Genomic DNA, 26,176 nt, shown 5'->3' with positions numbered 1-26,176 from the left:
CAATAACCAAATATGTTAAAAGCGTTTAATCAGCTAATATTGCGCTCTTTTAATTTTCGGGTCAACGTGTTGCGTCCCCAACCAATTTTTATAGCAGCATCTTGCTTATGACCAGAACAATTAGCCAGGGCGGTTTTAATTAAACGAGTTTCTAGCTGGGCTTGAATGTCAGGCCAAATATTTTCTTTGCCTTGTTTAAGCTCTTGATTAAGCCATTGCTGAAACGCATCTAGCCAATCACCTTCTTCTTGGGTCGGTGAAGCATCCAGAATTTCCGGCGGTAAATCTTGCTCGCTTACAAGCTCACCCGGTGCCATAACTGTCAGCCAGCGACACGTATTTTCTAATTGGCGTACATTACCTGGCCAATTAAATAAACGTAATTGCTCAGTCGCTTTAGGGCTCAGTACTTTACTTTCTACTTGTAGCTCTTTAGCGCTTTTATGTAAAAAGTGTTGCGATAAGCTTTCTATATCTTCAGTACGCTCTCGAAGAGCGGGTAAACGTAGGCGCACAACATTAAGACGATGAAATAAATCATCCCTAAACTTGCCTTGTTTAACTAAATCTTCAAGGTTTTGGTGCGTAGCTGCAATAATGCGTACGTCCACTTTTATACTTTGATGGCCACCAACGCGATAAAACTCACCATCGGCAAGAACGCGTAATAAACGTGTTTGCACATCAAGTGGCATATCACCAATTTCATCTAAAAATAGTGTACCGCCATTGGCTTGCTCAAAGCGGCCTTTACGTACGCTATCGGCGCCCGTAAACGCGCCTTTTTCGTGGCCAAATAACTCTGACTCAACAAGCTCTTTTGGAATGGCCGCCATGTTAAGTGCAATAAATTGATTTTCTTTACGTGGGCTATGGTTGTGCAGGGCGCTGGCGACAAGTTCTTTACCTGTGCCAGATTCACCATTTATTAATACGCTCATGCTAGAGGCCGATAGTTTACCTATCGCTCTAAACACTTCTTGCATAGCGGGTGCTTCACCAATAATGTGGGCACTTTTTGGTGGAGCTTGCTTTCGCTTAGTTTTTTTAGTGGAATTTGCTCTGCATGCGCTCTCGACTAGCGCCACTGCTTCGTTTAAATCAAACGGCTTAGCTAGGTATTCAAAAGCACCTTTTTGGAATGCATTAACTGCAGAGTCCAAATCTGAGTGGGCAGTCATTATAATAACTGGCAGCCCAGGGTTTTGCTCTGCTATAAGCTCAAGCAACGCCATGCCATCCATACCAGGCATTCGTACGTCCGAAACTAAAACAGTAGGTTGACTAAACTTTAATGCGCTTAATACATCTTGCGCATTAGCAAAGCTTTCTGCGTTAAACCCTGCACGGGTTAGTGCTTTTTCAAGTACAAATCGAATAGAAGCATCATCATCTACAAGCCAAACTGTTTTCATGCAAACTCCAAACATTAATCTGCAAAGGGCAGATAGATATTAAATTCAGTATGTCCAGGCCAGCTATCACATTCTATATAGCCATCATGTTGATCTATCAGCGTTTGCGCTATTGAGAGTCCTAACCCTGAGCCATCTTCTTTATTGGTGATCATAGGGTAGAACAGTGTTTCACGTACACTGGGATCAATACCTGGTCCGTTATCAGATATTTGGATCAACAAGGCTTTTTTAGGTGCTTTACCTGGGCGACGATGTTGATGATTAATGCGGGTTTTTATTGTTATTTCACCGCCATCTACAAGCGCCTGCTGAGCATTTCGAACAATGTTTAATACTACTTGCTGAATTTTACCTTGATCAATGTATACATCAGGAATGCTTGGGTCGTAATCCTTAACCAAGCTAATGTTAGAACAATTATCTAACGTACTTAGTCGTGCAACTGATTCAAGTGATTGATGTATATTGCCATACGATTTTTGCGGAAGCTGATTTGGCCCTAAAAGCCTATCTACTAATTCGCGTAATCGGTCAGCTTGCTCAATGATAAGTTCAGCACATTGGTCTCTTTCTTGTTGATCAACCTCATACTGCAATAACTGCGCCGCTCCGCGAATTCCACCTAAAGGATTTTTAATTTCGTGAGCTAAGCCTCTTATTAGATTTCGGGCTGCTTGGTATTGATGCATTTGATTAGACGCTTGGTCGTGCTTAATTTCGTCATCGGTTTGGCGCCACTCAAATAAAATATAAAGTGAGCCATCAAACTTAATTTGTCGTGTACTTACGGCTACTTTTGCATGGCGAGAATCGCTAAAAACCACGTCAGCTCTGTGCTGCTGGCAATCTACACCTTCAACTAATGAGTATTGTTCTATACGCTGCAAATCGATTGAATGGTAATTAAAAAGACTATCGAAAGGCTGATCTAATAGGCGCTTGTTACCAAGGCCAAGCAGTTCGCTAGTACTGGTATTGGCATAGACAACGGTGAAGTTTTTATCAAGCAACATGATAGCGGTTGTTTGATTTTGCCAAATAGCATCGAGTAGCTCAGGGCTAAAGTTTTTATTATTAATCATAGCTGCACCATTTTAGTGCGTGAATATTTACAAGCAAGTTATATAGTAAAATACACTGCTGCACGTTTAGTAATGCCCCAATTTAGTTACTTAGGTTTAGCCCTTTTCGGTGCATAAAAAATATGCAGGGCTCACTTATAGCAATAACTTGGTTTTTACTATTAAAAAGCTTTAATTGTAGTGTGTGCTCACCACGTTCTACATCTCTTATTGCAAAGGTTGAACTGTCACTGGCTGGGCCATGTGCTTTGCCATCAATAAAAAGTTGTATAGTAAAACCAGTTTCAAAGCGTGGTTTTATTCGGCTAGTAACATAAACAGTGCCGGTATTTTCACGAATAGTCTGGTTATGATCAGGTGAGGAAATGGCAATACTAAAGGCCGCTTGTTGGGGCTGGGGTTGCTCGTCAAAAATGTCAGTATTTGTTGCAGGCATATTAAGATCTTGGCTGGTAAGCTTTACCTCTTTAGCACCTTTATGAGGGGTGTCAGAGAACACTAATACGCCATTTTTATCTTTCCAAGCGTATATCTTTGTTTCACCAGCGTAACCATAATTGCTTAATCCTAAAGCAATTAATAGTAATAAAATCTTGTTGTTCACTCTGCAGCCCTGCATTTTTGTCGGTAACTTAACTTTAGTGGAGATTGATTAATTTTACCATTAAAAAAGCCCGCAAAGCGGGCTTGAGAACACACATATTTTATACAGCTAAATTAACAGCTGTAGTACATTTCAAACTCAACTGGGTGAGTTGTCATGTTAAGCTTTTCAACTTCTTTAGATTTAAGTTCGATGTAAGCATCGATTAAGTCGTCAGTGAATACACCACCTTGAGTTAAGAATTCACGGTCTGCGCTAAGTGCAGATAGTGCTTCGTCAAGTGATGCTGCAACAGTTGGGATTTCTGCTGCTTCTTCAGCTGGTAAGTCATATAAATCTTTATCCATAGCATCGCCAGGGTGGATCTTGTTTTTGATACCATCAAGGCCAGCCATAAGCATTGCTGAGAAAGCAAGGTATGGGTTAGCTGTTGGATCTGGGAAGCGTACTTCAATACGACGACCTTTTTCAGATGGAACCACTGGGATACGGATTGATGCAGAACGGTTACGTGCAGAGTATGCAAGCATAACTGGTGCTTCAAAACCTGGTACTAAACGTTTGTACGAGTTAGTAGAGGCGTTTGCAAAAGCGTTAATTGCTTTAGCATGCTTGATGATACCGCCAATGTAGTAAAGCGCATCTTCAGAAAGGCCGCCGTACTTATCACCAGCAAAAAGGTTTACACCATCTTTAGCAAGTGACTGGTGACAATGCATACCAGAACCGTTATCACCAACAACTGGCTTAGGCATAAACGTTGCTGTTTTACCGTATAAGTGAGCCATGTTATGGATAACATATTTCATTTCTTGGATTTCATCCGCTTTTAATACCATTGTATTAAAGCGAGTAGCAATCTCGTTTTGACCTGCTGTTGCAACTTCGTGGTGATGTGCTTCTACTACTTGACCCATTTCTTCTAGAACTAGACACGTAGCTGAACGCCAATCTTGGAAGTCATCAACAGGAGCAACTGGGAAGTAACCGCCTTTAATACCTGGACGGTGACCTGTGTTGCCATCTGCATATTCTTTATCTGAGTTCCAAGCAGCTTGCTTAGAATCAATTTTGTACATAGAACCAGACATATCTGATTTGTATTTAACGTCGTCAAATACGAAAAACTCTGGCTCAGGGCCAAATAAAACTGTATCTGCAATACCTGTAGAGCGCATGTAATCTTCAGCACGCTTAGCAACAGAACGCGGGTCGCGCTCATAACCTTGAAGCGTTGAAGGCTCTACTACGTCACAACGTACGATTAATGTTGATTCTTCAGTGAAAGGGTCTAGTTTGATTGATTCAGCAACTGGCATTAATACCATGTCTGATTCGTTTATGCCTTTCCAGCCTGCAATTGAAGAACCGTCAAACATTTTACCGTCTTCAAAAAAGTCTTCATCAACTTGGTGATGAGGAATAGATACATGTTGTTCTTTACCCTTAGTGTCAGTAAAGCGTAAATCAATGAACTTGACGTCATTTTCTTTAATAAAATCTAAAACCGATTGTGACATGTGTCCTCCAACTATTGGGTTTTGTTATTGCTGCATAATTGCTTTGGGATTTACTAAGCTGATTTTGTGCCATTTTTATAACTAGCTGTTTATAAATTAAAAAAATATCGTTGCATCAAAATGGAATGTACAAACGCACTATATTGGTGCGTAAATTTTCCTTTTTGGTGCAAAATTTACAGGGCACAATTTGCTGCTAATTTAATCGCTCGGAAATAGCATAACCTAAATGCAAAAGAGTACCAAAAAGATCAGCAAAATAGCCAAAAAGGCTGTTTTTCAAAAAAAATTTGAAATTTAATTCATATAATTGTCATATATAAAACAGATACTTAGTAAAAGTATTGAGAAAGTTTTGAAATTTATATTGGATAAACTTTCATCCATGTCATTAATGAGGGATAATATGCGCCCTTTTAAATCCTATGCTGGGACATCTCGCGAAAGCGTGGATGAGTGCGTAGATCTTGCAGGATCAATGAGAATTTAATTTCTCTGAGTAAATATATGAGCATCGAACAGTTAAGAAATATAGCGATTATCGCGCACGTTGACCATGGTAAAACAACACTGGTTGACAAACTACTTGAGCAATCAGGTACATTAGAAACACGCGGCGGTAACGAAGAGCGCGTGATGGACTCAAACGACATTGAGAAAGAACGTGGTATTACCATTTTGGCTAAAAACACAGCCATTTCTTGGAATGACTACCATATCAATATCGTAGATACCCCGGGACACGCCGATTTCGGTGGTGAAGTTGAACGCGTACTTTCGATGGCTGACTCAGTATTATTACTTGTTGATGCTCAAGAAGGTCCAATGCCGCAAACGCGTTTCGTTACGCAAAAAGCATTCGCGCAAGGCTTAAAGCCAATCGTCGTTATCAATAAAATTGATAAGCCAGGCGCTCGTCCAGATTGGGTTATGGATCAAATCTTTGATTTATTCGACAACCTTGGCGCGACTGACGAACAGTTAGACTTTAAAGTAATCTACGCTTCAGCAATCAACGGTTGGGCAACACTAGATTTAGACGAACCATCAGACAACATGGAACCTATGTTCAAGATGATCGTTGAAGAAGTATCACCACCGGATGCAGATCCTGAAGGTGACTTCCAAATGCAAATTTCTCAACTAGATTACAACTCTTATGTTGGTGTAGTTGGTATTGGTCGTATTAAACGTGGTTCTGTTGCTCCTAACCAACAAGTTACTATTATCAGTGCTGATGGCACTACACGTAATGGTAAAATTGGTGCAGTACAAAGCTACCTAGGTCTTGAGCGTATCGAAACTGATAGAGCTTACGCTGGTAACATCGTAACTGTAACAGGTATTGGTGAGCTTAAGATTTCTGACACAGTTTGTTTCCCAGGAAACGTTGAAGCATTACCACCACTAAGTGTTGATGAGCCAACTGTAACAATGACATTCTCTGTAAATAACTCACCTTTCTGTGGTAAAGAAGGTAAGTTTGTAACGTCACGTAATATCCGTGAGCGTTTAGACAAAGAATTAGTACACAACGTAGCACTTCGCGTTGAAGATACTGCAAGCCCAGATAGCTTCCGTGTTTCTGGTCGTGGTGAATTACACCTAGGTATCTTAATCGAAAACATGCGTCGTGAAGGTTACGAGCTTTCAGTTTCTCGTCCAGAAGTTATCTTACGTACTGTAGATGGCGTTCTAGAAGAACCGTTTGAAACAGTGACTATTGACTGTCAAGAAGAGCATCAAGGTTCTGTTATGGAACAAGTTGGCCTACGTAAAGGTGAACTTACTAACATGACTCCAGATGGCAAAGGCCGTATGCGTTTAGACTTCATGATCCCAAGCCGTGGTTTAATTGGTTTCCAAACTGATTTCATGACGCTTACTTCGGGTTCTGGTCTTATGTACCATACGTTCGATCATTATGGTCCTCATAAAGGTGGCGCTATCGGCGTTCGTAAGAACGGCGTAATGATTGCAAACGCAACTGGTAAAGCACTTACTAACGCATTATTCAACTTACAAGAGCGCGGCCGTTTATTCATCGGTCACGGTGTTGAAGTATACGAAGGTATGGTTATCGGTATTCATAACCGTGATAACGACCTTACAGTTAACGCCCTTAAAGGCAAGCAGTTAACTAACGTACGTGCATCTGGTACTGATGAAGCGCAAACGCTTTCTCCACACCTTAACTACTCACTTGAGCAAGCGCTTGAGTTCATCGATGATGACGAGCTAGTTGAAGTTACTCCACTAAACATTCGTATCCGTAAGAAACACCTTACAGAAAACGAACGTAAACGTGCGGGTCGTGCACCTAAGTCATAATCTATTAATTTAGAATAATGATTTTAAAAGCCGCTGTATTGAAAAACACAGCGGCTTTTTTGTGAATAATAGTTAGCGAGAAAAGAGCTGTAAGCTCTCAGGTTAGAAGAACATCGCGGTTGGTTCGATACCGTTAAACAGTTTTTAATATTGAACCTAAAAAAGGTATTAAGTTATTATCAAAGCTATATTTAATATGTGCGAGTAAGCTAGTGTGAATACCGAAAATGAAATGAAGGCAAAACTAGAGATAGAACATATTGCTGAACTGCAAAAATATAAAGATGAATTTGAAACGTTAGGAAAAAATGATTGGGGCTTGAAAGATCTCATATCAATTTTTTTACCGTTTGTTTTGTTATCAATTGCTAATAGCTTCTATGATATTGAAACTGAATTATTTCAAATAATATGTTTTATTTTTCTTGCTTCAGCTATGGTGCAGGGAATGATTAGGGAGCAAACCAAAAAAACAAATCGCAGAATTGATTTGCTTCTTAAAATTATTAAACATGAGCAAAAGGGTGGCTGAAATTAGCTTTATATTAGGGCGCAGCGCTCTTTGTCTAAGCAAAAACGTGCTTGAGAATTAAATAATCGATATTGCAAAGTCTATGTTTTTGTTGGTAGGATATTTTTCGTTGGGTTTCGCTTCGCTCAACCCAACCTACTTATTGGTGTTGGGGGCTTACTTTTTAGGGAGTAGGGTTATTTTGCCAAATACGTCGGCATCTATAAAACCACGATTTCTGTCGCCATTTACCGGCTGTACTTCGTGTGAGCCCATAAAATGCTCGCGCACCTCACTGCCATCGTTATCGCAATACGCTAACATAAAGCCGATTACTTGCTTTTCGCTAAGTGTAAGTGGGGTGTTTTTAGCACCTTCTTTATAATCATTAGGGTAGATCTTTATCGCTACTTCCCAGGTGATGTTAAAAGGCGCGGTGGTATTGCGCTTCCAGTTACTAACTAGGTGGTCGGTATACAAATGGGCTTTTTTATCAGGTCCGTAATCGGCAGCTTGGTTATCAAGGCCAATATGGTACGCCAATGCGGTGTGATTAAATTGATGATTACCGCCCGATGCATCGCTATCAATAAATACTTCAAGCGCATCGTCATCCCAATATTTATAGGTTGGATCTGCGTGTGTATCTATTAGAACATCATCCACAATATCGGCTTGTAGGTATAAATAGTTTCGATCCCACAATAAACGATAACGCCCTTTAAAGTCGGCATCGTTTGATGGCAGTGTGCCATCCATTAAATAAGGCATGTCGTGCCAAGCGGCTTTATCCCATACGCTTTCTGATACGCCATCAATAGTAATTGGAGTTGATGTATGTTCAACATCAATAGCCATTGCTGGCGTGCTTAATAAAAAGCTTAAGGCGAGTGCTAATTTCTTCATTAATCTCTCAATTTTATTGTCGATTCGTCTTAATGTAATAACAATCTTAAAACAGCTAAGTAAATAGTTACAGTGAAATACTTTCGCCTTCGTTTAAAATATACAGCGGTACTTTTGAATCCATTTTATTGTACATATGCAATAAGCGCAGCAGGGCTGAATGACTGCTGTGGTCGCCCATTTTCCAACTTGAGTTACCGTATCCCCACGGTATCATTACTTTGCAGTTAAGCTCTTGTGCTGCGTTGAGCGCGTCTTCTGGTGTGGTGTGAACGTAACGATAAAATTTACCACTTTCTTTACTGTAGTAAGAAGCGATTGGGATTAAGCATACATCTATATCGCCATATTTTTGCTGTATGTCTTTAAAATGTTTTGAGTAGCCTGTATCGCCTGCAAAAAATAAGGTGCTACCGTTTTGTTCAAGCAGCCAGCCATTCCATAAGTCTTTATTGTTATCTTCGTAAATAAAGGGCACTAATACGCGAGCGCTAAAATGATGAGCTGGCACGGCGTTAATAACTAAGTCGTCAATGTTGGTTGTTGAGTACCACGGCATTTCGCTAATGTTAAAACCGCCGGTAGGGAAGTTGTCGGCCATCCCGAGTGGTGTTAAATAGCGAGGTTTATTGCCAATGCTTTGTATGTCGGCTTTATTAAAATGATCGTAATGAATATGCGAATACATTACCGCATCAATATTTTCGAGTTCTTGCTCACTAGGCCAAGCGCCTGCTTTACGATAAATGCCACCGCCGAGTTTAAAGCCAAGTGCCACTGGAGAATCAAACTGATTTTTTACCGGATCAAACAGCACACTTTGACCATTTGGAGTGTTAATAACAAAACTAGCGTGACCAAGCCAGCGTACGGTATAGCCAGTGCTAAGTTGTGGTTTAGTTTGCTGGCCTTGGTACTGGCAGTTTTCGCTGCCGGTTTTGCATAGTAAGTCTGGGTGAGCTGGGTAGCAGTTTTCAGTACAGGTAGTGGGATATGTTTTTTCACCTGTGTATAAATTTTTATAACGACCGTTCTTATCATTAATAACAACAACTGAGTCAGAGCTGGTAATACGATTAATATTATTAGGTGCACCGCAGGCCGTTAATATACATAAGAGTATTGCTGCGATTAAAAAGCGTTTCATTGTAAATCCCTTTTAGCATTCCCTTTAACATAAAAAAGCCTGCAATTAAGCAGGCTTGTTAAAGTAACAAATGATTAGCCAGCGCTATTCATTTGTTCAATAAATTTATTTGAATCGGCAATCGATTTGTTCATGTCGTTCATCAACAATTGAATATCGCGCTTAAGGTTAGTGAATTCACCTTTAATAGCCGATACCGCTTGTGCATTTAAGTTATGCTTTAAGTATAAAACGTTATCATGAAGCGAGGTTAATACTGGCTCCATTTTACTCTCTGCGCTGCGCATTGAGCGTAATAGCTGATCAAATTGACGCTTAGTCGCGGTTAGCTTTTTGCTGCTTTCACGCTTAAGTGACGCGCTTTTGTATTGCTCTAACTCATCGCTCCACTCATCAAATAGCGCTTCTGCCACGTCTTCTACTTTATTGATGTTAGTTGACACTTCGTTAGCGGCATTTAAGCTCGACTCGTAATCGTCATTTAACTGATTATAAGTGTCTTGTAGTTCGCCACCATTAAAATCGATTAGAGTCGTTAAGCGCTCTAGTGCCGATTTAAATTCTTCTTGTGACTCTTGTTGCGAGTCTTTGGTTTCTTCTACGCGGTCAATAAGAATATCGCGTTTGTGAACACCCACTTTTTCCATCGCAGAATAATAAGCTGATTGGCAGCCAGTTAAAGTAAGTGCTACGACAAGCATTGAAACACTGAGTAATGTTTGTTTTTTCATTTGAATTCCTGTTTACGAGCGTTAGTGCTGTAAATTATGGCGCTGATTGTTATTATAATCAAAACTATATAAGCACAAGTCAATTGTATGAATGATAAGCTCTCACATTACAAACAGCAAGTTAAGTCCTTTATACGCCAGCAGCCTGGTTGGTGGATGCAGTATTTTAATCGGTGTATAGACGATCAAATAACGGTTAATGCAGGTTACCTTGCTTACGTAACCCTTCTTTCTTTAGTGCCTTTAATTGCGGTGGGTGTTGCTATATTTTCAGCTTTTCCGGGCTTTGAATCTACTCGCATGGAAATTGAGAGCTTTTTGTTTACCAACTTTGTCCCTACCTCTACCGATGTTATTAGAGAGCACATTAGCTCCTTTGCCGGTAACGCTAATCAAATGACGGCGGTAGGTATTGGCTTTTTAGCTGCAATAGCCTTGCTGTTAATACGTAATGTAGATGCCACACTAAATCGAATTTGGCGAATTAAGAAAAAACGCCCAATGATGATCTCATTTGCTGTGTACTGGATGGTTTTGAGCTTAGGGCCTGTATTACTCGGAGCGAGTATTGGTGTTACCTCTTATATTGTATCTTTGGTATCGTTTGCTGATCAGGGTATTCCTGGGTTTAGCGGGTTTTTGTTAAAGTTATTGCCGTATGGGATTTCGATGGTGGGCTTTATTATGCTCTACACCTTAGTGCCTAATACGCGTGTATCGTTCAGAGCGGCAATACCTGGCGCTTTTTTTGCGGCACTTTTATTTGAGCTGACTAAAAAAGGGTTTGCACTTTATATTAGCCATTTTCCTTCGTACGAAGTTATTTACGGCGCAGTAGCAACCATTCCTATTTTGTTTGTATGGGTGTATTTATCGTGGGTCGTTGTTTTGCTTGGCGCTGAATTTACTGCGTGTATTAGCCCAAATGATATTCCAGAAACACCAGAACTTGAACTAGAAGATGATGAACCAGCAGTAAAGGACACAGTTTAAATGCAAGGTTTAATACAACGCGTAAAGCATGCCAAAGTAGAAATTAACAACCAAGTAGTAGGTGAAATTAGCCAAGGTATATTGTTGTTGCTGGGCGTTGAAAAACACGACGATACGCAAACGGCCGATAAGCTTTTACACAAGGTAAGTAATTATCGTATTTTTACTGACGAAAACGACAAAATGAACTTAAGCCTTAAAGATATTAAAGGTGAGTTACTGGTGGTTTCGCAATTTACGCTAGCGGCTGATACTAAAAAGGGTATGCGCCCTAGCTTTTCATCTGCGGCAACGCCAAGCCAAGCTAATGAGCTTTACGAGTACTTTGTTGCTCAAGCTAAAGAGTTGGGGCTTACAATAGCCACCGGTGAGTTTGGTGCCGATATGCAAGTAAGCTTGTGTAACGATGGGCCCGTTACGTTTAACTTATCTGTTTAAGTTTTTGGTTACCACGACAATATGATTTACATAGCCCGTAATTTTTTGCGGGCTAACATTACAACCAAATACATCGAGTAATAGCTGCTGAAGTTGCTTTAATTGCGACTCATGCTGCGATAAAAAGTTAATAAATAGCACACCGTTGTTATTTAAAGCCGAGTAAATTTTTTTATAAAATGCCTCTTCAAATAAAAATCGAGGTGCATCTATCTGGCTAAACAAATCTAAAATAATCCAATCAATATTTTGCGCACTTTTTAAAATCTGTTGCGCATCGGCGCAAAGCAGTTGCTCATTTTTATTTGACGAAAAAAATTGGGTATAGCAATCAATAATATCGGCGTTTTTTTCAACCGATGTTATTTGTGCTTTAGGGTATTTGTATTGTAAATAATTACGAATTGCTCCGCCGCCGAGGCCTAGTTCTAACACTTTTTGTGGCGGCTTAAGAGCCTGCCAATGCTTACCTAGGCATAATAAATGTGGAAAAAGTAATAAATCCGGGTTATTTAAATCAATAACAGATTGAAGAGTGTCGTTAATCAGTAACCAGCGTAACGGCTCGTGCTCACGTACTTGAATGTGATCGCCACTGCATTTATGCCAATAGATTAACTGACCAATGCTGTGGCTATTTTCAATAAATTGATCGCCCAGCAAACCCGTCAGTGAATTTATATAATTGATTTTTTCCATCATATTCTCAGCATAAACTAGCAACGTTAAAGCGCAATGGCCTTTGCCATTATTTTTTACGTTATTTTACAGCCATCACCAAAGTCGTATTTGCAGTTTTTTTAAGATGGAGTATGGTATTTGCCATAAATAATACCAACGGACTTAATTATTTAAGCTTTTTAGTTTGGTAGATAATCAATACTATTAGTATAGCGCCGTAGCCTTTTTTGACTTTTATTTACGGCTTATATAACAACAGGAGTATGTATGTTTCAGGTAAGCACCCCACAAAGTAGCGAAGATTGGCAAGCCTATTACCAGTTGCGTTGGCAAGTATTACGCGCGCCTTGGGGCGAGCCTCGTGGCTCTGAACAAGACGATATGGAACAAGACTCTGAGCACCGCTTTATAAAAAATAAAGAAGGCGAAGTGCTAGGTGTAGCACGTTTGCACTTTAACAATCATGAGCAAGCACAAGTGCGCTATATGGCGGTTGCAGAGGGTAATCGTAACCAGCATATTGGTAGTCGCTTACTGCACGAGCTTGAAAAAATTGCATGGGTTCAAAACGCAGGCGAGCTTGTATTGTTTGCACGCGAACGAGCGCTTGAGTTTTATAAACGCCACGGTTACGAATTAAAAGAAAAAGCGCACTTAGCGTATGGCGATGTTCAACACTTTAAAATGGTAAAGCAAAAACCGTCTGAGCCAGGTTGGTTTCGTCACCCTAATTGGACGCAAGTACTACAAAATACGTGGCGTGAGTCTATTCCAATTAGTGACGCGATGGGTATTAAGGTAGAAAGCTATACCGATTGGCAATTTACAACCAGCGCCGACCTAGACGCTAACTTAAACCTACATAACACAATGTTTGCAGGTTCTATTTATAGCTTGGCCACGCTAACAGGTTGGGGCGCTACGTACTTAGCACTTAAAGAAGCTGGGCTTGAAGGTAATATTGTATTAGCCGATGCTAACATTAAGTACTTAAAACCGCTTACTACCGACCCACGTGGTTGTGTTGATATACAAACCTGTAAGGGCAAGTTAAGCGATTTAGAAACCGACGGTAAAGCAAGTTACGTAGTGCCAGTAACTATTTACGATGGTGATAACGTGGTTGCAGAATTTGAAGGGCAGTTTGTAGTAAAAAAATAACTGTTTAGCTGTTCAAAACACAAAAAAGCCAAGCAATGCTTGGGTTTTTTGTGCGTAAAATTTAGGGAAGTATTACAGCAAATCGGTTAATAATATACCGACACCAATACGTTCTACATCCGCATTGTAATCAATTAAGCTTTCGCCATAACCGTTAAAGTATTGTGCATAACCACGAACGCGACCCCATAAAGGAAACGACCAGTCGAGTTGAATTGCACCGCGATTATCTGAATTTAAATTGTTACGCGTCATAAAGCTAAATTCATGGTCATGAAAACGATACGCGCCGCTAAATTCAAAGTAACCCATGTATTTGTATATGTCTGGGTTGTCGTCGCCATTGGCTTCTAAAATATCTTCTTTTTCGTCCTCAGCTATTCGGTACCAAGGTTTAAAGCTAAAAACAAAGCCCCTATTTTCCCAAATAAAGTCTGCGTAAATACGGTTCCACGAACGCGAGTTTGGTTGGCTTCGACCGTTTGATTGGTGCGAAATACCTAATGCGATTGCCATTTCGTCGCCCCATAATACGTTTTCTGGGTCGAGGTAATTTATCCAAAATATCTCTGGTTCGTAGTTTGTTTCACGAAATGGAGACGAAATTTCTGAGTTATAAATCTGCCAATATGATTGCAGTGTAAAGCCAAAAAATATGGCTTGGTCTTTATCCGAAAAATCATCGTAAAGAGGCACTTTTATCGATAGCTGATATTTGGCTTCTAGATTGTCGAGCGGTTCGCCGTCGCTATCATCTGTTAGTGCATCAAAACCATCAAAAGGGCGATCGTTTGGGTGTGATACGTACGAAAGCGGTAAAATATAGTTACGCTTATGTGGCGTAATTACATTTCTATTTTTTTTACCTACTTCTTCACGGGCTTGGCGTTTATCAAGCGCGGTAAGTTGTTTATTTTCTTCAAGAGCTGAACACTTTTTACGAAGGTCGTCTAATGTCTGTTTACCATCTCCGCCAATTACCTCATTTAAAATACACTGTTTTACAAGCTCGATGTCGTTGTCTTGCTCGTTTGTAGCAACTTCTTCTTGTGCGAAGGTAGCGGTACTAATTAAAGCAGAAAGAGTTATCCAGTGGCGCCAGCTCATTGTAATTCCTTGTGAGTTTGGGTTGTTGTATGCGTTAATTTAATTATAACGTCTTTTTACATATGTAACGGTGAACTTTTACTGAATTTGTATTTATAACAAGGTTTATACGTATACAGAGTAAATATAGATCAAAAGAAAAGCGGCCTAAGCCGCTTTTCTAATGCAAATTAACTACTTTAGTTAATTTATACCAATTTTGTTAAAAACATGATCATTCTAGCGTATTAAATAACTCACTAACTACGTTAAAAATTATTTATATAGAACAACTATGTACCATAGTTTTAGCCTTGTTATTAAGCTATTTCCTTATCGCTATAATAGATCACTAATTTAATGCAATTGGTATTACTCTCACGCAATGAGAAGGGTGAGCTAAAGCTCAAATATTTTAGTAAAAAACTTATAAAGCTCGGTACCTTGATTAACACTCGCTGAGGCAAAGTGCAAAATAGCAATTGCATCGCAATCAAGAGTAAGTGTTTGCAATGGTTGCTCACTTAAGTAGCGCTCCATGCGTAAAATATTGGCAATAGGCTCACCGGCTTTAATGTGCCCGCCAAGTGGGGCTAAGTATTCAACCATGCCGCCAATAGGGGCGTAATAGGCAAAGTAGTCATCTAAATTACATGCATAACGAGTCATATTAACTGGCGTATGCGGTGCGTTTTGTAATACGCCTTTGTGATTTAAGTAACTTAAAATGCTGTTTGCATCGTTTAATGCTTCTTTTAAGTCTATTTTTTCTTGGCTGCCTAGCTCTACAGTAAATGCTTCTACAGCTATTGATAATTCGCGACCTTGTCCGCTAAGCGCATCACTTAAATGCCACCATGGGCAAAAGTTAGCTTCATCCATAGCGCCGTCAAAATCACTAGGAATAAGCAATACATGTTCAATATTAAAGTAACGTGCGCTGTCGGTTGCATAGGTTGGGCAGTACAGATGCTTGCTTGAAATAGGGCCTGTGTGTAAATCGAGTACTATATCAGCCTGATGAGCGAGCTTTTGTAAGTTAAGCGCAATGCGTTTACCCGTATTGAGTAAATAAGCAGGGCCGTTAAGTTTGCTATCTACTTCGTCAATAAGTGCCTGTTTGAAGTTACTTTTTAATGTAGCGTCGTCATACTGAGTATGATTTTGTGCAAACTGTGCCACTAAATTTTTATTGTAGTGATACATGCGATTCCAATTAGTGCCCGTAATCGGATCGAACCTGCCAAGGGTAAACTCGCCAGATTTTTGATTACAGCCAATCGGATTTGCATAAGGTACAAGGGTAATATCGCCACTAAGGTTAAGGTGTTTTAATTGCTCAAGCAGCTGAAAAATAACTGCGTTACCTTGCACTTCAGCGCCATGCATATTGGCCTGAATGTAAACACTTGGCCCTGTGCCATCACCTTTTAAACGATACACAGGAATTGTAAGTGGTAAGCCGTTTGCAACTTCCCCTACTACAATGTTCTCTTGGCTAATGTGTGTTGTATTACTCATACTTGTTACCTTAAATAATGGCTGGCATTTTCGGCTTGGCGAACACAGGTAAGTGTACCGTTTTGCAAGGTGTACTCAGCAGCTAGCTCATGGCATAAAAAATACGGCATACTTTCGGTAAAGCCGTAAGCACCGCATTGGCTAAACACTAGCCAGTCGTGCTCATTTAAATCGCTTGGTAAGTTATGTTCACCCAAGCAATCAAGCGCTGTACAAAGTGGGCCATATAAAGTGACCGCTTGAGTTTTAGCATTGGATTCACGCAGTAATGCAGCAGGAAAGTCCTGGCTGGTAACAGCAGGGCGTAATAAGTGATTTATACCGCCGCTTAAAATTACTTGTTCTTGATTGTAGTTTTGTTTGCGCTCTACTACTGGGTTTGCGTAATGACCGCATTCGCCAACGGCATAGCGACCAAGTTCCATCCATAGCTCTTCTACACCCGCATCATTTTTAATTTTAGCGAGCGCAGCAATCAAGTCATCCCAATCAAGTGTTGCTTCGTTTTGTGTATAAGGAACACCTAAACCGCCACCTAAATCTAAAATTTTAAGGCTAATATTTAAATCGCTGGCAAGTTGGCTAAGAGGTGCAATCATTTGTGACCACAAGTCGCTTAGTTTTTGCGTGCTAAGCATGTTGCCCCACTGAAAGATATGCAAGCCGTCAAATTTAAGCGCAGGGTAGTCAGCTACATTGAGTGCTTGCCATTCATTACAACCCAAACCAAACGGCGTAAGGCTGTCGCCGCCCAGTGGGTTTTTTTCACCTTCAGGCCAACGTAATTGTACACGCAGTAATACTTGTAACTGCGTGTTTTGTAGTTGCGCTTGTTGGTTTAACCAACGTACTTGATTGAGGCTTTCTGCTACGAATATACGCACGCCGCGCTCAATAAAGTGTTTTATTTGTTTAGGGCTTTTTGCAGGCCCTGTGTTGAGCACGCGCTGCGAGCTAATACCTTGTGCTAGTACTTGCTCAAGCTCACCTTTACTTGCTACGTCAAAATTAAAGCCAGCACTGTCTAAGCTTTGAATAATTTTAGACAGTGGGTTTGCTTTTACCGCGTACCACAGTTTTACATCGGTTTGCGCAACTAAACGCGCAAGATGCGTGTTTAGTTGATCTAGGTCGTAAACAAAAAAAGGTGTATCAAGTTGTTGTGTAATCGTATTTACAGCGGTTTTGATAGGCGTGCTCAAAAAGCTCATTATCGTAAAACCTCTTCAAGCAATAACGATGCATCGCTTTTCTCGTCGCGGTATTTAACTATTAACGCACACGACATGCTTAGGCCTTGCTCGCGCGCCCATTCGTTTGATGCAGGGCGAGAGCCCGGTATTACAATCGCGTACTCTGGGATTGGCTCGCCTTTATCTAGTTGGCGCTCGTTTACGCAGTCGTATACTGGAATAGTTGCTGATAAACGCACGCCAGGGGCAAGTACTGCGCCTTTTTTAATGACTACGCCTTCAACAATAATACAGCCTGCACCAATAAATGCGTCATCTTCAACCACTACTGGGCTTGCACCAATTGGCTCAAGTACACCACCAAGCTGAACTGCAGCACTTAAATGTACGTTTTTACCTACTTGTGCACAAGAACCCACCAATGCGTGGCTATCTACCATTGTGCCTTCGTCGATATATGCGCCAATGTTTACATACGCTGGTGGCATAATAATCGTGCCTTTAGCAACATAAGCACCACGGCGAACACTTGAGCCACCTGGTACCATACGGACGCCATCATCAGTACTAAATTCTTGCGGAGCTAGGTTATGTTTATCAACAAAGCCGCCTGCAAATTCAGTATTAGTGCCATTTTTAAAGGCTTCTAAAATGCCTTGCTTTACTTCTACGTTAGCTTGCCATTGGCCGCTTTCGTTTTGTGATGCAGCGCGTACTGCGCCCGATTCTAAATTATTTAATAGTTCTAACCAGCTCATTATAAAAACCTGTATTTAATGCCAAGATAAAATGGTGTTGTTTGCAGTTGTAATGCAATCGGTTTGAGTTAACTCAAGATGTGTTAAAGGTGGACGAAGTTGCGGGCTGCTTAAGCGGCCTTGCAAATGCATCAGTACCTTTACGGGAATAGGGTTTGCGACAGCAAATAGGCTATTAATAGCGCTTGACCACTGGGCAAATAAATTAGGGTGTTGACCACTTAAACTGCGCTTAACAAACTCGTGAGTTTGTTCAGGCCATGCGTTTGCAGCTACCGACACCAAACCTTTTGCGCCAGCTTGAGAAAAATAAGGCATTAGCGCATCGTCGCCACTAAAAATAGCTAAATTAGGCGCCGCTTGGCGGTAAGCTTCAAACTGAGCAATACTACCGCTCGCTTCTTTTAACGCCCATAAGTTTTTATTGTTTTGTAAGTTTTGAATTGTTGCCGCTGGGATGCTAACAGCGCTTCGACCGGGTACGTTATAAAGCATACATGGATGAGCGCTTGCATTTAGTAGGCTTTCAAACCAATGAGTTTGACCTACAGCGCCAGGCTTTGCATAAAGCGGTGAGCCAAGTAAAAAGCTATGAATTGGGAGTGTATTACAGTAGTTAACCCACTCAATTTGTTGCTTTAAGTTACTACCGCCCACAGCTACCATGAGTGGTACTGTTGGTTTTAGCTGGCATACGTGCTCAACAATGGCTTGTTGCTCTTTTAGCGTTAGTGCTAAACCTTCGCCCGTACTGCCAAGTAGCAAAATACCGTTATGTGCCGCTTCTTGATCGCTAACCAACTTAGTTAACGTGTTGTAGTCAACATCGCCGTGTTGATCAAATGGCGTTACGAGCGCGGTCCACAGTGAGTAGTCGTTTAAATTGAAGTTGTTGATCATCTCTCACGAACTTATAATTTGTACCAATTTTATTAAAAACGTGATCATTTTAGCGATAACTAATTTAATGCAATTGGTATTATTCGAAGAGTTAAAAAGCTTTATGGAAGGAGCCGCATTAACGTCGTTCGAACTAATAATTCGAAGAGCGAATGGGCTTAAAATAATAGGGCGCACGGCCTTAATATTTAAGACCAGAAGCTCTCCACCAAACTAACAAGCTGCTTTTTATAAGCAGCTATTGGTGACAGTCGCTAGGGTTCAACCTAGTCGCCCGAAATAAACACCTCGCAAAAGTGGTTACTTCTCGGCGTTAATTCCCCTCACGTATGCTTACTGGAGTTTGCGCTCCTAACATACGCTACCTGAATAACGCACCTCTTCTAGCCCTTTGCACCTGTTTGTAGGGTAAAACTTACAAACCTGTGCAATTTAAATAGGGTAATTACGGCGATTAAAGCATTTTAGCCGTCTAGGTGTCAAGCGACTAAATACAGATTAATTCATCGAAAAGAGGGGTGGTTACGTATTAGGTGCTTTTCTCGTACACTAGCAATATAAGTAGTGAGGTATTTAATTAGTATGGAAAAATTTAGCGATATTTATAAGCGAGCGGTAGAGCGAAAAGGCTCTGAAAAAATTCTTAAGTTATTACTTGCAAAACCGCTATCTAAAAAACAACTAAGCACGTTAAGTGACGACGATTGGCTTGAAGAATTTACTCGAAAAGTATTTCAAAGCGGCTTTTATTGGTCAGTCATAAATAATAAGTGGGCAGGCTTTAGAGAGGTTTTTTGGGATTTTAGCGTTGATAAGTTATTAATGATGCCACCAGATATGCTGGAACAAAAAGCAACGGATGAGCGCATTGTTCGTAACTATAAAAAAGTAAAAACAATTACCGAAAATGCTTACATGATCCACGAAATAGCAGGGGAACATGGCAGTTTTAGCCAGTTTATCGCTAATTGGCCGACAGACGATATTATTGGTTTGTGGGCATATTTAAAAAAGCATGGTTCGCGTTTAGGCGGAAATACAGGGCCTTATGCGCTGCGAGCACTTGGTAAAGATACATTTTTACTATCACGCGATGTAGAGAATTATTTGCGTGCCCATAAAATTATAGACGGCGGCTTACAAACTAAAAAGTCACTAAATGCAGCCCAAGCTTTTTTTAACGAAATGCAAGAGCAAAGTGGCTTAAGTATGCAAGAGTTAAGCTTAATTGTTGCTTATGGCGTAGGTGACAACCGTGTTGGTATAAGTCAGCAACAATAGGAATTACAATGAAATTAGTGCCAAGATACACAGATGTTGCAGAAAACTTCGCGATAGAAGATTTCCCTGCAAGTGTCGCCTCTCCTCAGTTATTGCTGTGGAACGAGAGTTTAGCAAAAGAGTTTAATATTAACGTTGCGGCTGATTTACGTGCCAGCACTTTTAGCGGTAACGAAAAACAGGCGATTCCTGCAGTAGCACTTGGTTACTCTGGGCACCAATTTGGACATTTTTCACCACGCTTAGGCGATGGACGAGCGCACTTACTGGGCGCTATTAGTGATGATGAAAACCAGTTATGGGATATTCAATTAAAAGGCTCTGGTGCTACTCCTTACTCAAGAGGTGGGGATGGACGTTGTGCTCTTGGTCCTGCTATTCGTGAATACGTAATGAGCGAAGCAATGCATACACTGGGAGTTAAAACCACACGCTGCTTAGCGGTTGTTGGTAGTGGTGAAACGGTTTATCGTAATCCGCCACAAGCAGGGGCTATCGTTACGCGTGTAGCAACGAGTCATATTCGTGTTGGCTCGTTTCAATATTTAGCGACGCAAGGCGATGTTGAAGGGCTTAAAAATTTAGCCGATTTAGCTATAGAGCGGCACTACCCAGAAATAACCGATACAGGTTCGCAGCGATACTTAGCATTTTTAGGCGCTGTGATTAAAAACCAAGTTAAGCTAGTTGTGAGCTGGATGCGTGTTGGCTTTATTCACGGAGTAATGAATACAGATAATACGCTAGTTAGCGGAGAGACTATTGATTACGGCCCGTGTGCCATGATGAATAGCTTTGATTTTGATACCGTATTTAGCTCTATAGACAAACAAGGCCGCTATGCATTCGGTAATCAACCTAATATAGCTAACTGGAACTGCGCACGCTTAGCTGAGAGTTTAATACCGCTTATTAGCGATGATGACGAGCAAGCAGTTTTATTAATGACGCCATTTATTAATAGTTTTGCTGAGCAGTTTAATGCTGAGTTTACGGCTATGTGGGCACAAAAACTGGGTTTAACTGAATCTAGCGATAGTAGTGGCGAGTTAATAGCAGAGCTGTTAACGCTATTAAAAGATAATCAGCTCGACTACACCAATACCTTTGATGCGCTTACTGAATCCTTAAAAGGAGAAAAAAGCGTACCTGAGTCGCTAATTGAATGGAGAGCTAAGTGGGTAAGTTTAACTGACGATAATAGTTATGAAGTAATGAGAGCTGCAAATCCTCGTGTAATACCGCGTAATCATGTGATCGAAGAAATAATTGCACAATATAACGCTACAGGGTCTAGTGAGTTGCTACATCGCTTTATAAAAATAGCCAGCAATCCATATTCTAACAGTGAAGAGTTATCAGAGTTTTGCTCTCCACCGACGAATGATAATGACTACCAGACTTTTTGTGGTACTTAATACTTAACTTTAAATATAACCACATGATTAAAAAGAGTCATTTTTTAATCAAACATGCGCATATACCTAGGGGAATGCTAATTCTGGTGGTATTATGCGCACAATTAAAACCAAGCAATATTTCTTTGCATTTATAAGTGCATTTAATTTAATTGCTCTTACATTCCTTGCTAAGTACTAATTTACAAAAAACTACTATATTTATTTTTCAATAAAGTTTTAATTTCGCCTATAGTAAGTGGATGTGTGTTGCGACAAGGCATAGAAAAAAGTAATAAACTTTATTTTTCGTTAAGTATTGATTAACAAAGGCTCAGTTAGTCTATATAAAACTGATTGAGCTAGTATCGATTAGCTACAATTTAAAATTGTTCAAATGGGAAGAAAACAATGAAATTAAAATCACTTACAATTGCAATCGCGTTGGCTGCAACTAGCGCATCTACATTCGCTGCTGATAAAGAAGAAGGTTTCTACATTGGCGCATTTGGCGACTACTATGACGCATCTTGGAAAAACATGCGTGACCAAGCCGGTCTTGACGTAAACGAATCAACTGGCTGGGGTGTTGAAGCTGGTTACCGTTTCAGTGATTACTGGAGCGCACGTCTTGAATATGCAGACATGGATTTTAATGCTTTTGATAAAGTTGCTGGCAACCGTAACAATATTGATGGCGAGCGTTACGGTATTGATGCTCTTTACCATTTAGACGGCGGTCCTTTCTATGGTCTTTTCGGTATTAAAGAAATTGACGTAGTTGATGACAACACATTCTTAAATGCAGGTGTTGGTTACCAACATTTCATTACAGATGGCTTATTTGTAAATGCCGAAACAGCTGTATACCAAGGTCTTGACCGTGGTTACACAGATGTTGGTGCTAAAATTGGTATTAACTACTTATTTGGCCAAAACTCTGCTCCTGTAGAGCCAGTAAAACCAGCTCCAGAGCCTAAAGTAGTTGAAGTAGCTGTAGCTCCTGTAGACAGCGATAACGATAACATTCCTGATGCAGATGATAAGTGTGCTAACACACCTATGACTGATGCTGTAGATGGTACTGGTTGTACTTTATATGAAGATAAAGAAGTAACAGTAAGCTTATTAGTGACTTTCCCTAACAATGCTTCTGCAGTATCTACTCAATACTTAAATGATATTGAAAAAGTATCTGCATTCTTAAAAGAGTACCCAGATACAACAGTACTATTAGAAGGTCACACTTCTGCTGTAGGTAAAGCAACTTACAACAAATGGTTATCTAAAAAACGTGCTGATGCTGTAGCTAAGCAACTTGTTGCTGATGGTATTGCTGAAGACCGTATTACTACAGTTGGTTTAGGTGAAGAGCGTCTTAAAAATGATGCAAACACTAAAGCTGCAAACGCAGAAAACCGTCGTGTAGAAGCGCATATCAAAACTATCAAAAACGTTAAAGTTTTACGTTAATTAAATAGTTTGTAATAAAAACCCAGCCAAGTGCTGGGTTTTTTTATGCCTGTAATAAATTAATATTAGTTAATGGTAATGATTCTTACTTAATAAGTATTCATGAAAATAGTTTTTACCACAACCACTATTCATAGTATTTATAATCGGTATAATCAGTTGCGCAACTGGATGGATTTTCATCTATCCATAAAAGCTTTATAATTACGCGTTAGAATACTATAAGTATTGGGTAACTTATTTGCGCCCAAAGCGCTACCGGATACTTTCACGTCACCAAGAGGGCAATATTGTGCTACAAGAATATCGTAAACACGTAGAAGAACGTGCCGCGTTAGGTATCGTACCAGCGCCATTAGATGCTCAGCAAACTGCTGATCTTATTGAATTAATAAAAAACCCACCTGCAGGTGAAGAAGAATTCATTTTAGATTTGTTCATTCAGCGTATACCAGCTGGTGTTGATGATGCTGCTTATATTAAAGCGGGATTTTTAGCAGCTGTAGCTAAAGGTGAAGCTAATTCTCCACTTGTTTCTAAAGAAAAAGCGGCAGAATTATTAGGTACAATGCTGGGCGGTTACAATATCGCGCCAATGATTGACCTACTTGATGACGAAACACTTGCACCAATCGTAGTTAAAGGCCTTTCAAATACATTACTTATGTTTGATGCGTTCTACGATGTTGAAGAAAAAGCAAAAGCGGGTAATACATTCGCTAAGCAAATTATTGAGTCTTGGGCAAATGCAGAATGGTTTACTAATAAGCCAGCTGTTGCTGAAAAGATCTCAGTTACTGTATTTAAAGTAACTGGCGAGACAAATACTGATGACTTATCACCAGCACCAGATGCATGGTCTCGTCCAGATATCCCACTTCATGCTTTAGCAATGCTAAAAATTGAACGTGATGGAATTACACCAGACAAGCCAGGCGAAGTAGGTCCAATCTCTCAGCTTGAAGAATTAAAAACTAAAGGCTTACCACTTGCATATGTAGGTGATGTTGTTGGTACTGGTTCTTCTCGTAAGTCTGCAACTAACTCTGTACTTTGGTTCATGGGCGATGATATCCCATTCGTACCAAATAAGCGTGTTGGCGGTGTATGTCTAGGTAATAAAATTGCTCCAATCTTCTTCAATACAATGGAAGATTCAGGTGCATTACCAATCGAATTAAATGTTGATGAGCTTAACATGGGTGAGCAAATCGATATTTACCCGTACGAAGGTGTTGTTAAGAGCCACGGTACTGACAAAGTAATCTCAACTTTTGAACTTAAATCTGATGTAATTTTAGATGAAGTTCGTGCTGGTGGTCGTATACCACTTATCATTGGTCGTGGTTTAACTGATAAAGCACGTACATCACTTGGCCTAGGTCCAACTGATGTATTTAAAGTACCAACAGTGACAGAAGTTTCTAAAAAAGGCTTCACACTAGCGCAAAAAATGGTTGGTAAAGCGTGTAACGTTCCAGGTATTCGCCCAGGCCAATACTGTGAACCTAAAATGACAACTGTTGGCTCGCAAGATACAACAGGTCCTATGACACGTGACGAACTTAAAGACTTAGCATGTTTAGGTTTTTCTGCAGATTTAACAATGCAGTCTTTCTGTCATACGTCGGCTTACCCTAAACCAATCGATGTAAACACTCACCATACGCTTCCTGATTTCATCATGAACCGTGGCGGTGTGTCACTTCGCCCAGGTGATGGTGTAATTCACTCATGGTTAAACCGTATGTTATTACCAGATACTGTAGGTACTGGTGGTGATTCACATACACGTTTCCCATTAGGTATTTCATTCCCAGCAGGTTCGGGTGCAGTAGCATTCGCAGCAGCTACAGGTGTTATGCCTCTTGATATGCCTGAGTCAATTTTGGTTCGCTTTAAAGGTGAAATGCAACCAGGTATCACTTTACGTGACCTTGTACATGCAATCCCTTACTTCGGTATTAAAGAAGGTTTATTAACAGTTGAGAAAAAAGGTAAAATTAACGAATTCTCTGGTCGTGTACTAGAAATTGAAGGCGTTGAACACCTAACTGTTGAGCAAGCGTTTGAACTATCAGATGCATCTGCAGAGCGTTCTGCAGCAGGTTGTGCGGTTAAACTTTCTAAAGAGTCTATCGCAGAATACCTAGAATCAAACATTGTTATGCTTAAATGGATGATCTCTGAAGGTTACGGCGATGTACGTACTATTGAGCGTCGTATTACTGCAATGCAAGATTGGTTAGCTAACCCAGAACTAATGGAAGCTGACGCTGATGCAGAGTACAAACATGTACTTGAAATCGATTTAGCAGACATTAAAGAGCCAATCCTTTGTGCTCCAAATGACCCAGATGATGCACGTTTATTATCTGATGTTACTGGCGAGAAAATCGACGAAGTATTCATCGGTTCTTGTATGACTAACATCGGTCACTTCCGCGCAGCAGGTAAGTTACTAGATGGCTTTAAAGGTCGTATCCCAACTCAGCTTTGGGTTGCCCCGCCAACTAAGATGGATAAAGATCAGCTTACAGACGAAGGTTACTACGGTATCTTTGGTCGTGTAGGTGCACGTATCGAAACTCCAGGTTGTTCACTATGTATGGGTAACCAAGCACGCGTTGCAGACAAAGCAACGGTTGTGTCTACCTCTACACGTAACTTCCCTAACCGTTTAGGTAATGGCGCGAACGTATTCTTAGCTTCAGCAGAACTTGCTGCAGTAGCGGCTATTTTAGGTAAACTACCTACTCCAGCTGAGTACCAAGAATACGCAGCGAAGATTAATGCAACGGCTGCAGATACTTACCGTTACTTAAACTTCCACCGTATGCCTGCTTACACTAAAAAAGCAGACAACGTGATTATTCAACAAGCTGTATAACTTTTAGAGTTTGTTTAAAAACCCGCTTCGGCGGGTTTTTTATTGGCTAAAACAAATATTAGATAGTTCATGCTTCTTTTTTTATATTATTGTATTAACTCTAGTCTTAAATTGCTTTTAAAGTAATTAATCGCGCAAAAATTCCTATCAAAAT

At 40.3% G+C, this 26,176-nt stretch carries 22 protein-coding genes and 1 riboswitch; of the genes, 9 read left to right on the top strand and 13 right to left on the bottom strand.

What is annotated here, in order from left to right; all coding sequences use genetic code 11:
* Positions 1 to 29: 29 nt before the first annotated feature.
* From ntrC to glnA, 4 genes are all read right to left on the bottom strand, one after another.
* The gene (ntrC, locus tag H5116_RS10030; protein WP_182696281.1) at positions 30 to 1,415 is read right to left on the bottom strand and encodes a nitrogen regulation protein NR(I); all 1,386 of its coding nucleotides are present in this window, start codon (positions 1,413 to 1,415) and stop codon (positions 30 to 32) included.
* A gap of 14 nt (positions 1,416 to 1,429) precedes the next feature.
* A complete protein-coding gene (gene glnL, locus H5116_RS10025; protein WP_002961118.1) occupies positions 1,430 to 2,500 on the bottom strand; it encodes a nitrogen regulation protein NR(II) in 1,071 nt (356 codons plus the stop codon).
* Between the two features lie 82 nt (positions 2,501 to 2,582).
* Positions 2,583 to 3,104 (bottom strand): DUF4124 domain-containing protein, encoded by a 522-nt coding sequence (locus H5116_RS10020; RefSeq protein ID WP_182671859.1) that lies wholly within the window; start codon positions 3,102 to 3,104, stop codon positions 2,583 to 2,585.
* Between the two features lie 113 nt (positions 3,105 to 3,217).
* A complete protein-coding gene (gene glnA / locus H5116_RS10015) occupies positions 3,218 to 4,624 on the bottom strand; it encodes a glutamate--ammonia ligase (RefSeq protein WP_002961121.1) in 1,407 nt (468 codons plus the stop codon).
* Positions 4,625 to 5,131: 507 nt separating this feature from the next.
* Between glnA and typA the strand changes: the two genes are divergently transcribed.
* Together typA and H5116_RS10005 are read left to right on the top strand one after the other, a co-directional pair.
* Positions 5,132 to 6,955, top strand: a complete 1,824-nt coding sequence (typA, locus tag H5116_RS10010) for a translational GTPase TypA (protein ID WP_002961123.1) — start codon at positions 5,132 to 5,134, stop codon at positions 6,953 to 6,955.
* Between the two features lie 214 nt (positions 6,956 to 7,169).
* Positions 7,170 to 7,487 (top strand): hypothetical protein, encoded by a 318-nt coding sequence (locus tag H5116_RS10005; protein ID WP_182716056.1) that lies wholly within the window; start codon positions 7,170 to 7,172, stop codon positions 7,485 to 7,487.
* Positions 7,488 to 7,643: 156 nt separating this feature from the next.
* On the opposite strand, the gene H5116_RS10000 is transcribed toward H5116_RS10005, so the two are convergent.
* From H5116_RS10000 to H5116_RS09990, 3 genes are all read right to left on the bottom strand, one after another.
* Positions 7,644 to 8,372 carry a CBM9 family sugar-binding protein gene (locus H5116_RS10000; RefSeq protein ID WP_182716055.1) on the bottom strand — a complete coding sequence of 243 codons (729 nt, stop codon included), beginning with the start codon at positions 8,370 to 8,372 and terminating at the stop codon, positions 7,644 to 7,646.
* 67 nt (positions 8,373 to 8,439) lie between these two features.
* Positions 8,440 to 9,519 carry an MBL fold metallo-hydrolase gene (locus H5116_RS09995; RefSeq protein WP_182716054.1) on the bottom strand — a complete coding sequence of 360 codons (1,080 nt, stop codon included), beginning with the start codon at positions 9,517 to 9,519 and terminating at the stop codon, positions 8,440 to 8,442.
* A gap of 74 nt (positions 9,520 to 9,593) precedes the next feature.
* The gene (locus tag H5116_RS09990; protein ID WP_182716053.1) at positions 9,594 to 10,250 is read right to left on the bottom strand and encodes a DUF2959 domain-containing protein; all 657 of its coding nucleotides are present in this window, start codon (positions 10,248 to 10,250) and stop codon (positions 9,594 to 9,596) included.
* Positions 10,251 to 10,337: 87 nt separating this feature from the next.
* Between H5116_RS09990 and H5116_RS09985 the strand changes: the two genes are divergently transcribed.
* Positions 10,338 to 11,243: a virulence factor BrkB family protein gene (locus tag H5116_RS09985; RefSeq protein WP_002961130.1), complete on the top strand. Its 906-nt coding sequence runs from the start codon at positions 10,338 to 10,340 to the stop codon at positions 11,241 to 11,243.
* Positions 11,244 to 11,681 (top strand): D-aminoacyl-tRNA deacylase, encoded by a 438-nt coding sequence (dtd, locus tag H5116_RS09980; RefSeq protein WP_024597209.1) that lies wholly within the window; start codon positions 11,244 to 11,246, stop codon positions 11,679 to 11,681.
* Here dtd and H5116_RS09975 read toward each other — a convergent pair.
* Positions 11,670 to 12,383 (bottom strand): spermidine synthase, encoded by a 714-nt coding sequence (locus H5116_RS09975; RefSeq protein WP_024597210.1) that lies wholly within the window; start codon positions 12,381 to 12,383, stop codon positions 11,670 to 11,672. The two genes, dtd and H5116_RS09975, sit on opposite strands and share 12 nt — an antisense overlap.
* A gap of 246 nt (positions 12,384 to 12,629) precedes the next feature.
* Here H5116_RS09975 and H5116_RS09970 point away from each other — a divergent pair, with 246 nt between their 5' ends.
* Positions 12,630 to 13,523, top strand: a complete 894-nt coding sequence (locus H5116_RS09970) for a bifunctional GNAT family N-acetyltransferase/hotdog fold thioesterase (RefSeq protein ID WP_002961136.1) — start codon at positions 12,630 to 12,632, stop codon at positions 13,521 to 13,523.
* Between the two features lie 72 nt (positions 13,524 to 13,595).
* Here H5116_RS09970 and H5116_RS09965 read toward each other — a convergent pair whose 3' ends face one another.
* The 5 genes from H5116_RS09965 to dapA all read right to left on the bottom strand — a co-directional run bounded on the left by H5116_RS09965 (position 13,596) and on the right by dapA (position 18,981).
* On the bottom strand, positions 13,596 to 14,630 hold the full coding sequence (locus H5116_RS09965; protein WP_165723666.1) for a phospholipase A: 1,035 nt from the start codon (positions 14,628 to 14,630) through the stop codon (positions 13,596 to 13,598).
* Between the two features lie 378 nt (positions 14,631 to 15,008).
* Complete coding sequence (locus H5116_RS09960) at positions 15,009 to 16,130, bottom strand: succinylglutamate desuccinylase/aspartoacylase family protein (protein WP_182716052.1); 1,122 nt, start codon at positions 16,128 to 16,130, stop codon at positions 15,009 to 15,011.
* 5 nt (positions 16,131 to 16,135) lie between these two features.
* Positions 16,136 to 17,341 carry a PLP-dependent decarboxylase gene (locus tag H5116_RS09955; protein WP_182716051.1) on the bottom strand — a complete coding sequence of 402 codons (1,206 nt, stop codon included), beginning with the start codon at positions 17,339 to 17,341 and terminating at the stop codon, positions 16,136 to 16,138.
* Entirely contained in the window at positions 17,341 to 18,081 is a 741-nt protein-coding gene (locus tag H5116_RS09950; RefSeq protein ID WP_002958799.1) for a 2,3,4,5-tetrahydropyridine-2,6-dicarboxylate N-succinyltransferase, read from the bottom strand. The genes H5116_RS09955 and H5116_RS09950 overlap by 1 nt, the downstream gene beginning before the upstream one ends.
* Before the next feature lie 15 nt (positions 18,082 to 18,096).
* Entirely contained in the window at positions 18,097 to 18,981 is an 885-nt protein-coding gene (dapA, locus tag H5116_RS09945) for a 4-hydroxy-tetrahydrodipicolinate synthase (RefSeq protein ID WP_182716050.1), read from the bottom strand.
* A 190-nt stretch (positions 18,982 to 19,171) separates the two neighbouring features.
* Positions 19,172 to 19,372, bottom strand: a riboswitch (Lysine riboswitch).
* A 191-nt stretch (positions 19,373 to 19,563) separates the two neighbouring features.
* Between dapA and H5116_RS09940 the strand changes: the two genes are divergently transcribed.
* The 4 genes from H5116_RS09940 (at position 19,564) to acnB (ending at position 26,022) form a co-directional block, all read left to right on the top strand.
* Positions 19,564 to 20,262 carry a DNA-3-methyladenine glycosylase I gene (locus H5116_RS09940; protein WP_182716049.1) on the top strand — a complete coding sequence of 233 codons (699 nt, stop codon included), beginning with the start codon at positions 19,564 to 19,566 and terminating at the stop codon, positions 20,260 to 20,262.
* An 8-nt stretch (positions 20,263 to 20,270) separates the two neighbouring features.
* Complete coding sequence (locus H5116_RS09935) at positions 20,271 to 21,680, top strand: YdiU family protein (RefSeq protein ID WP_182716048.1); 1,410 nt, start codon at positions 20,271 to 20,273, stop codon at positions 21,678 to 21,680.
* A gap of 390 nt (positions 21,681 to 22,070) precedes the next feature.
* Positions 22,071 to 23,132: an OmpA family protein gene (locus tag H5116_RS09930; RefSeq protein WP_154903746.1), complete on the top strand. Its 1,062-nt coding sequence runs from the start codon at positions 22,071 to 22,073 to the stop codon at positions 23,130 to 23,132.
* Positions 23,133 to 23,424: 292 nt separating this feature from the next.
* Positions 23,425 to 26,022: a bifunctional aconitate hydratase 2/2-methylisocitrate dehydratase gene (gene acnB, locus H5116_RS09925; protein ID WP_182695894.1), complete on the top strand. Its 2,598-nt coding sequence runs from the start codon at positions 23,425 to 23,427 to the stop codon at positions 26,020 to 26,022.
* The last annotated feature ends 154 nt before the right edge of the window (positions 26,023 to 26,176 follow it).

Origin of the sequence: Pseudoalteromonas sp. SG45-2, from assembly GCF_014164115.1 — a bacterium.
Classification (GTDB): Bacteria; Pseudomonadota; Gammaproteobacteria; order Enterobacterales; family Alteromonadaceae; genus Pseudoalteromonas; species Pseudoalteromonas distincta.
Note: the sequence above shows the minus strand (reverse complement) of the source record. Positions and strands in the feature narration are given on the sequence as shown.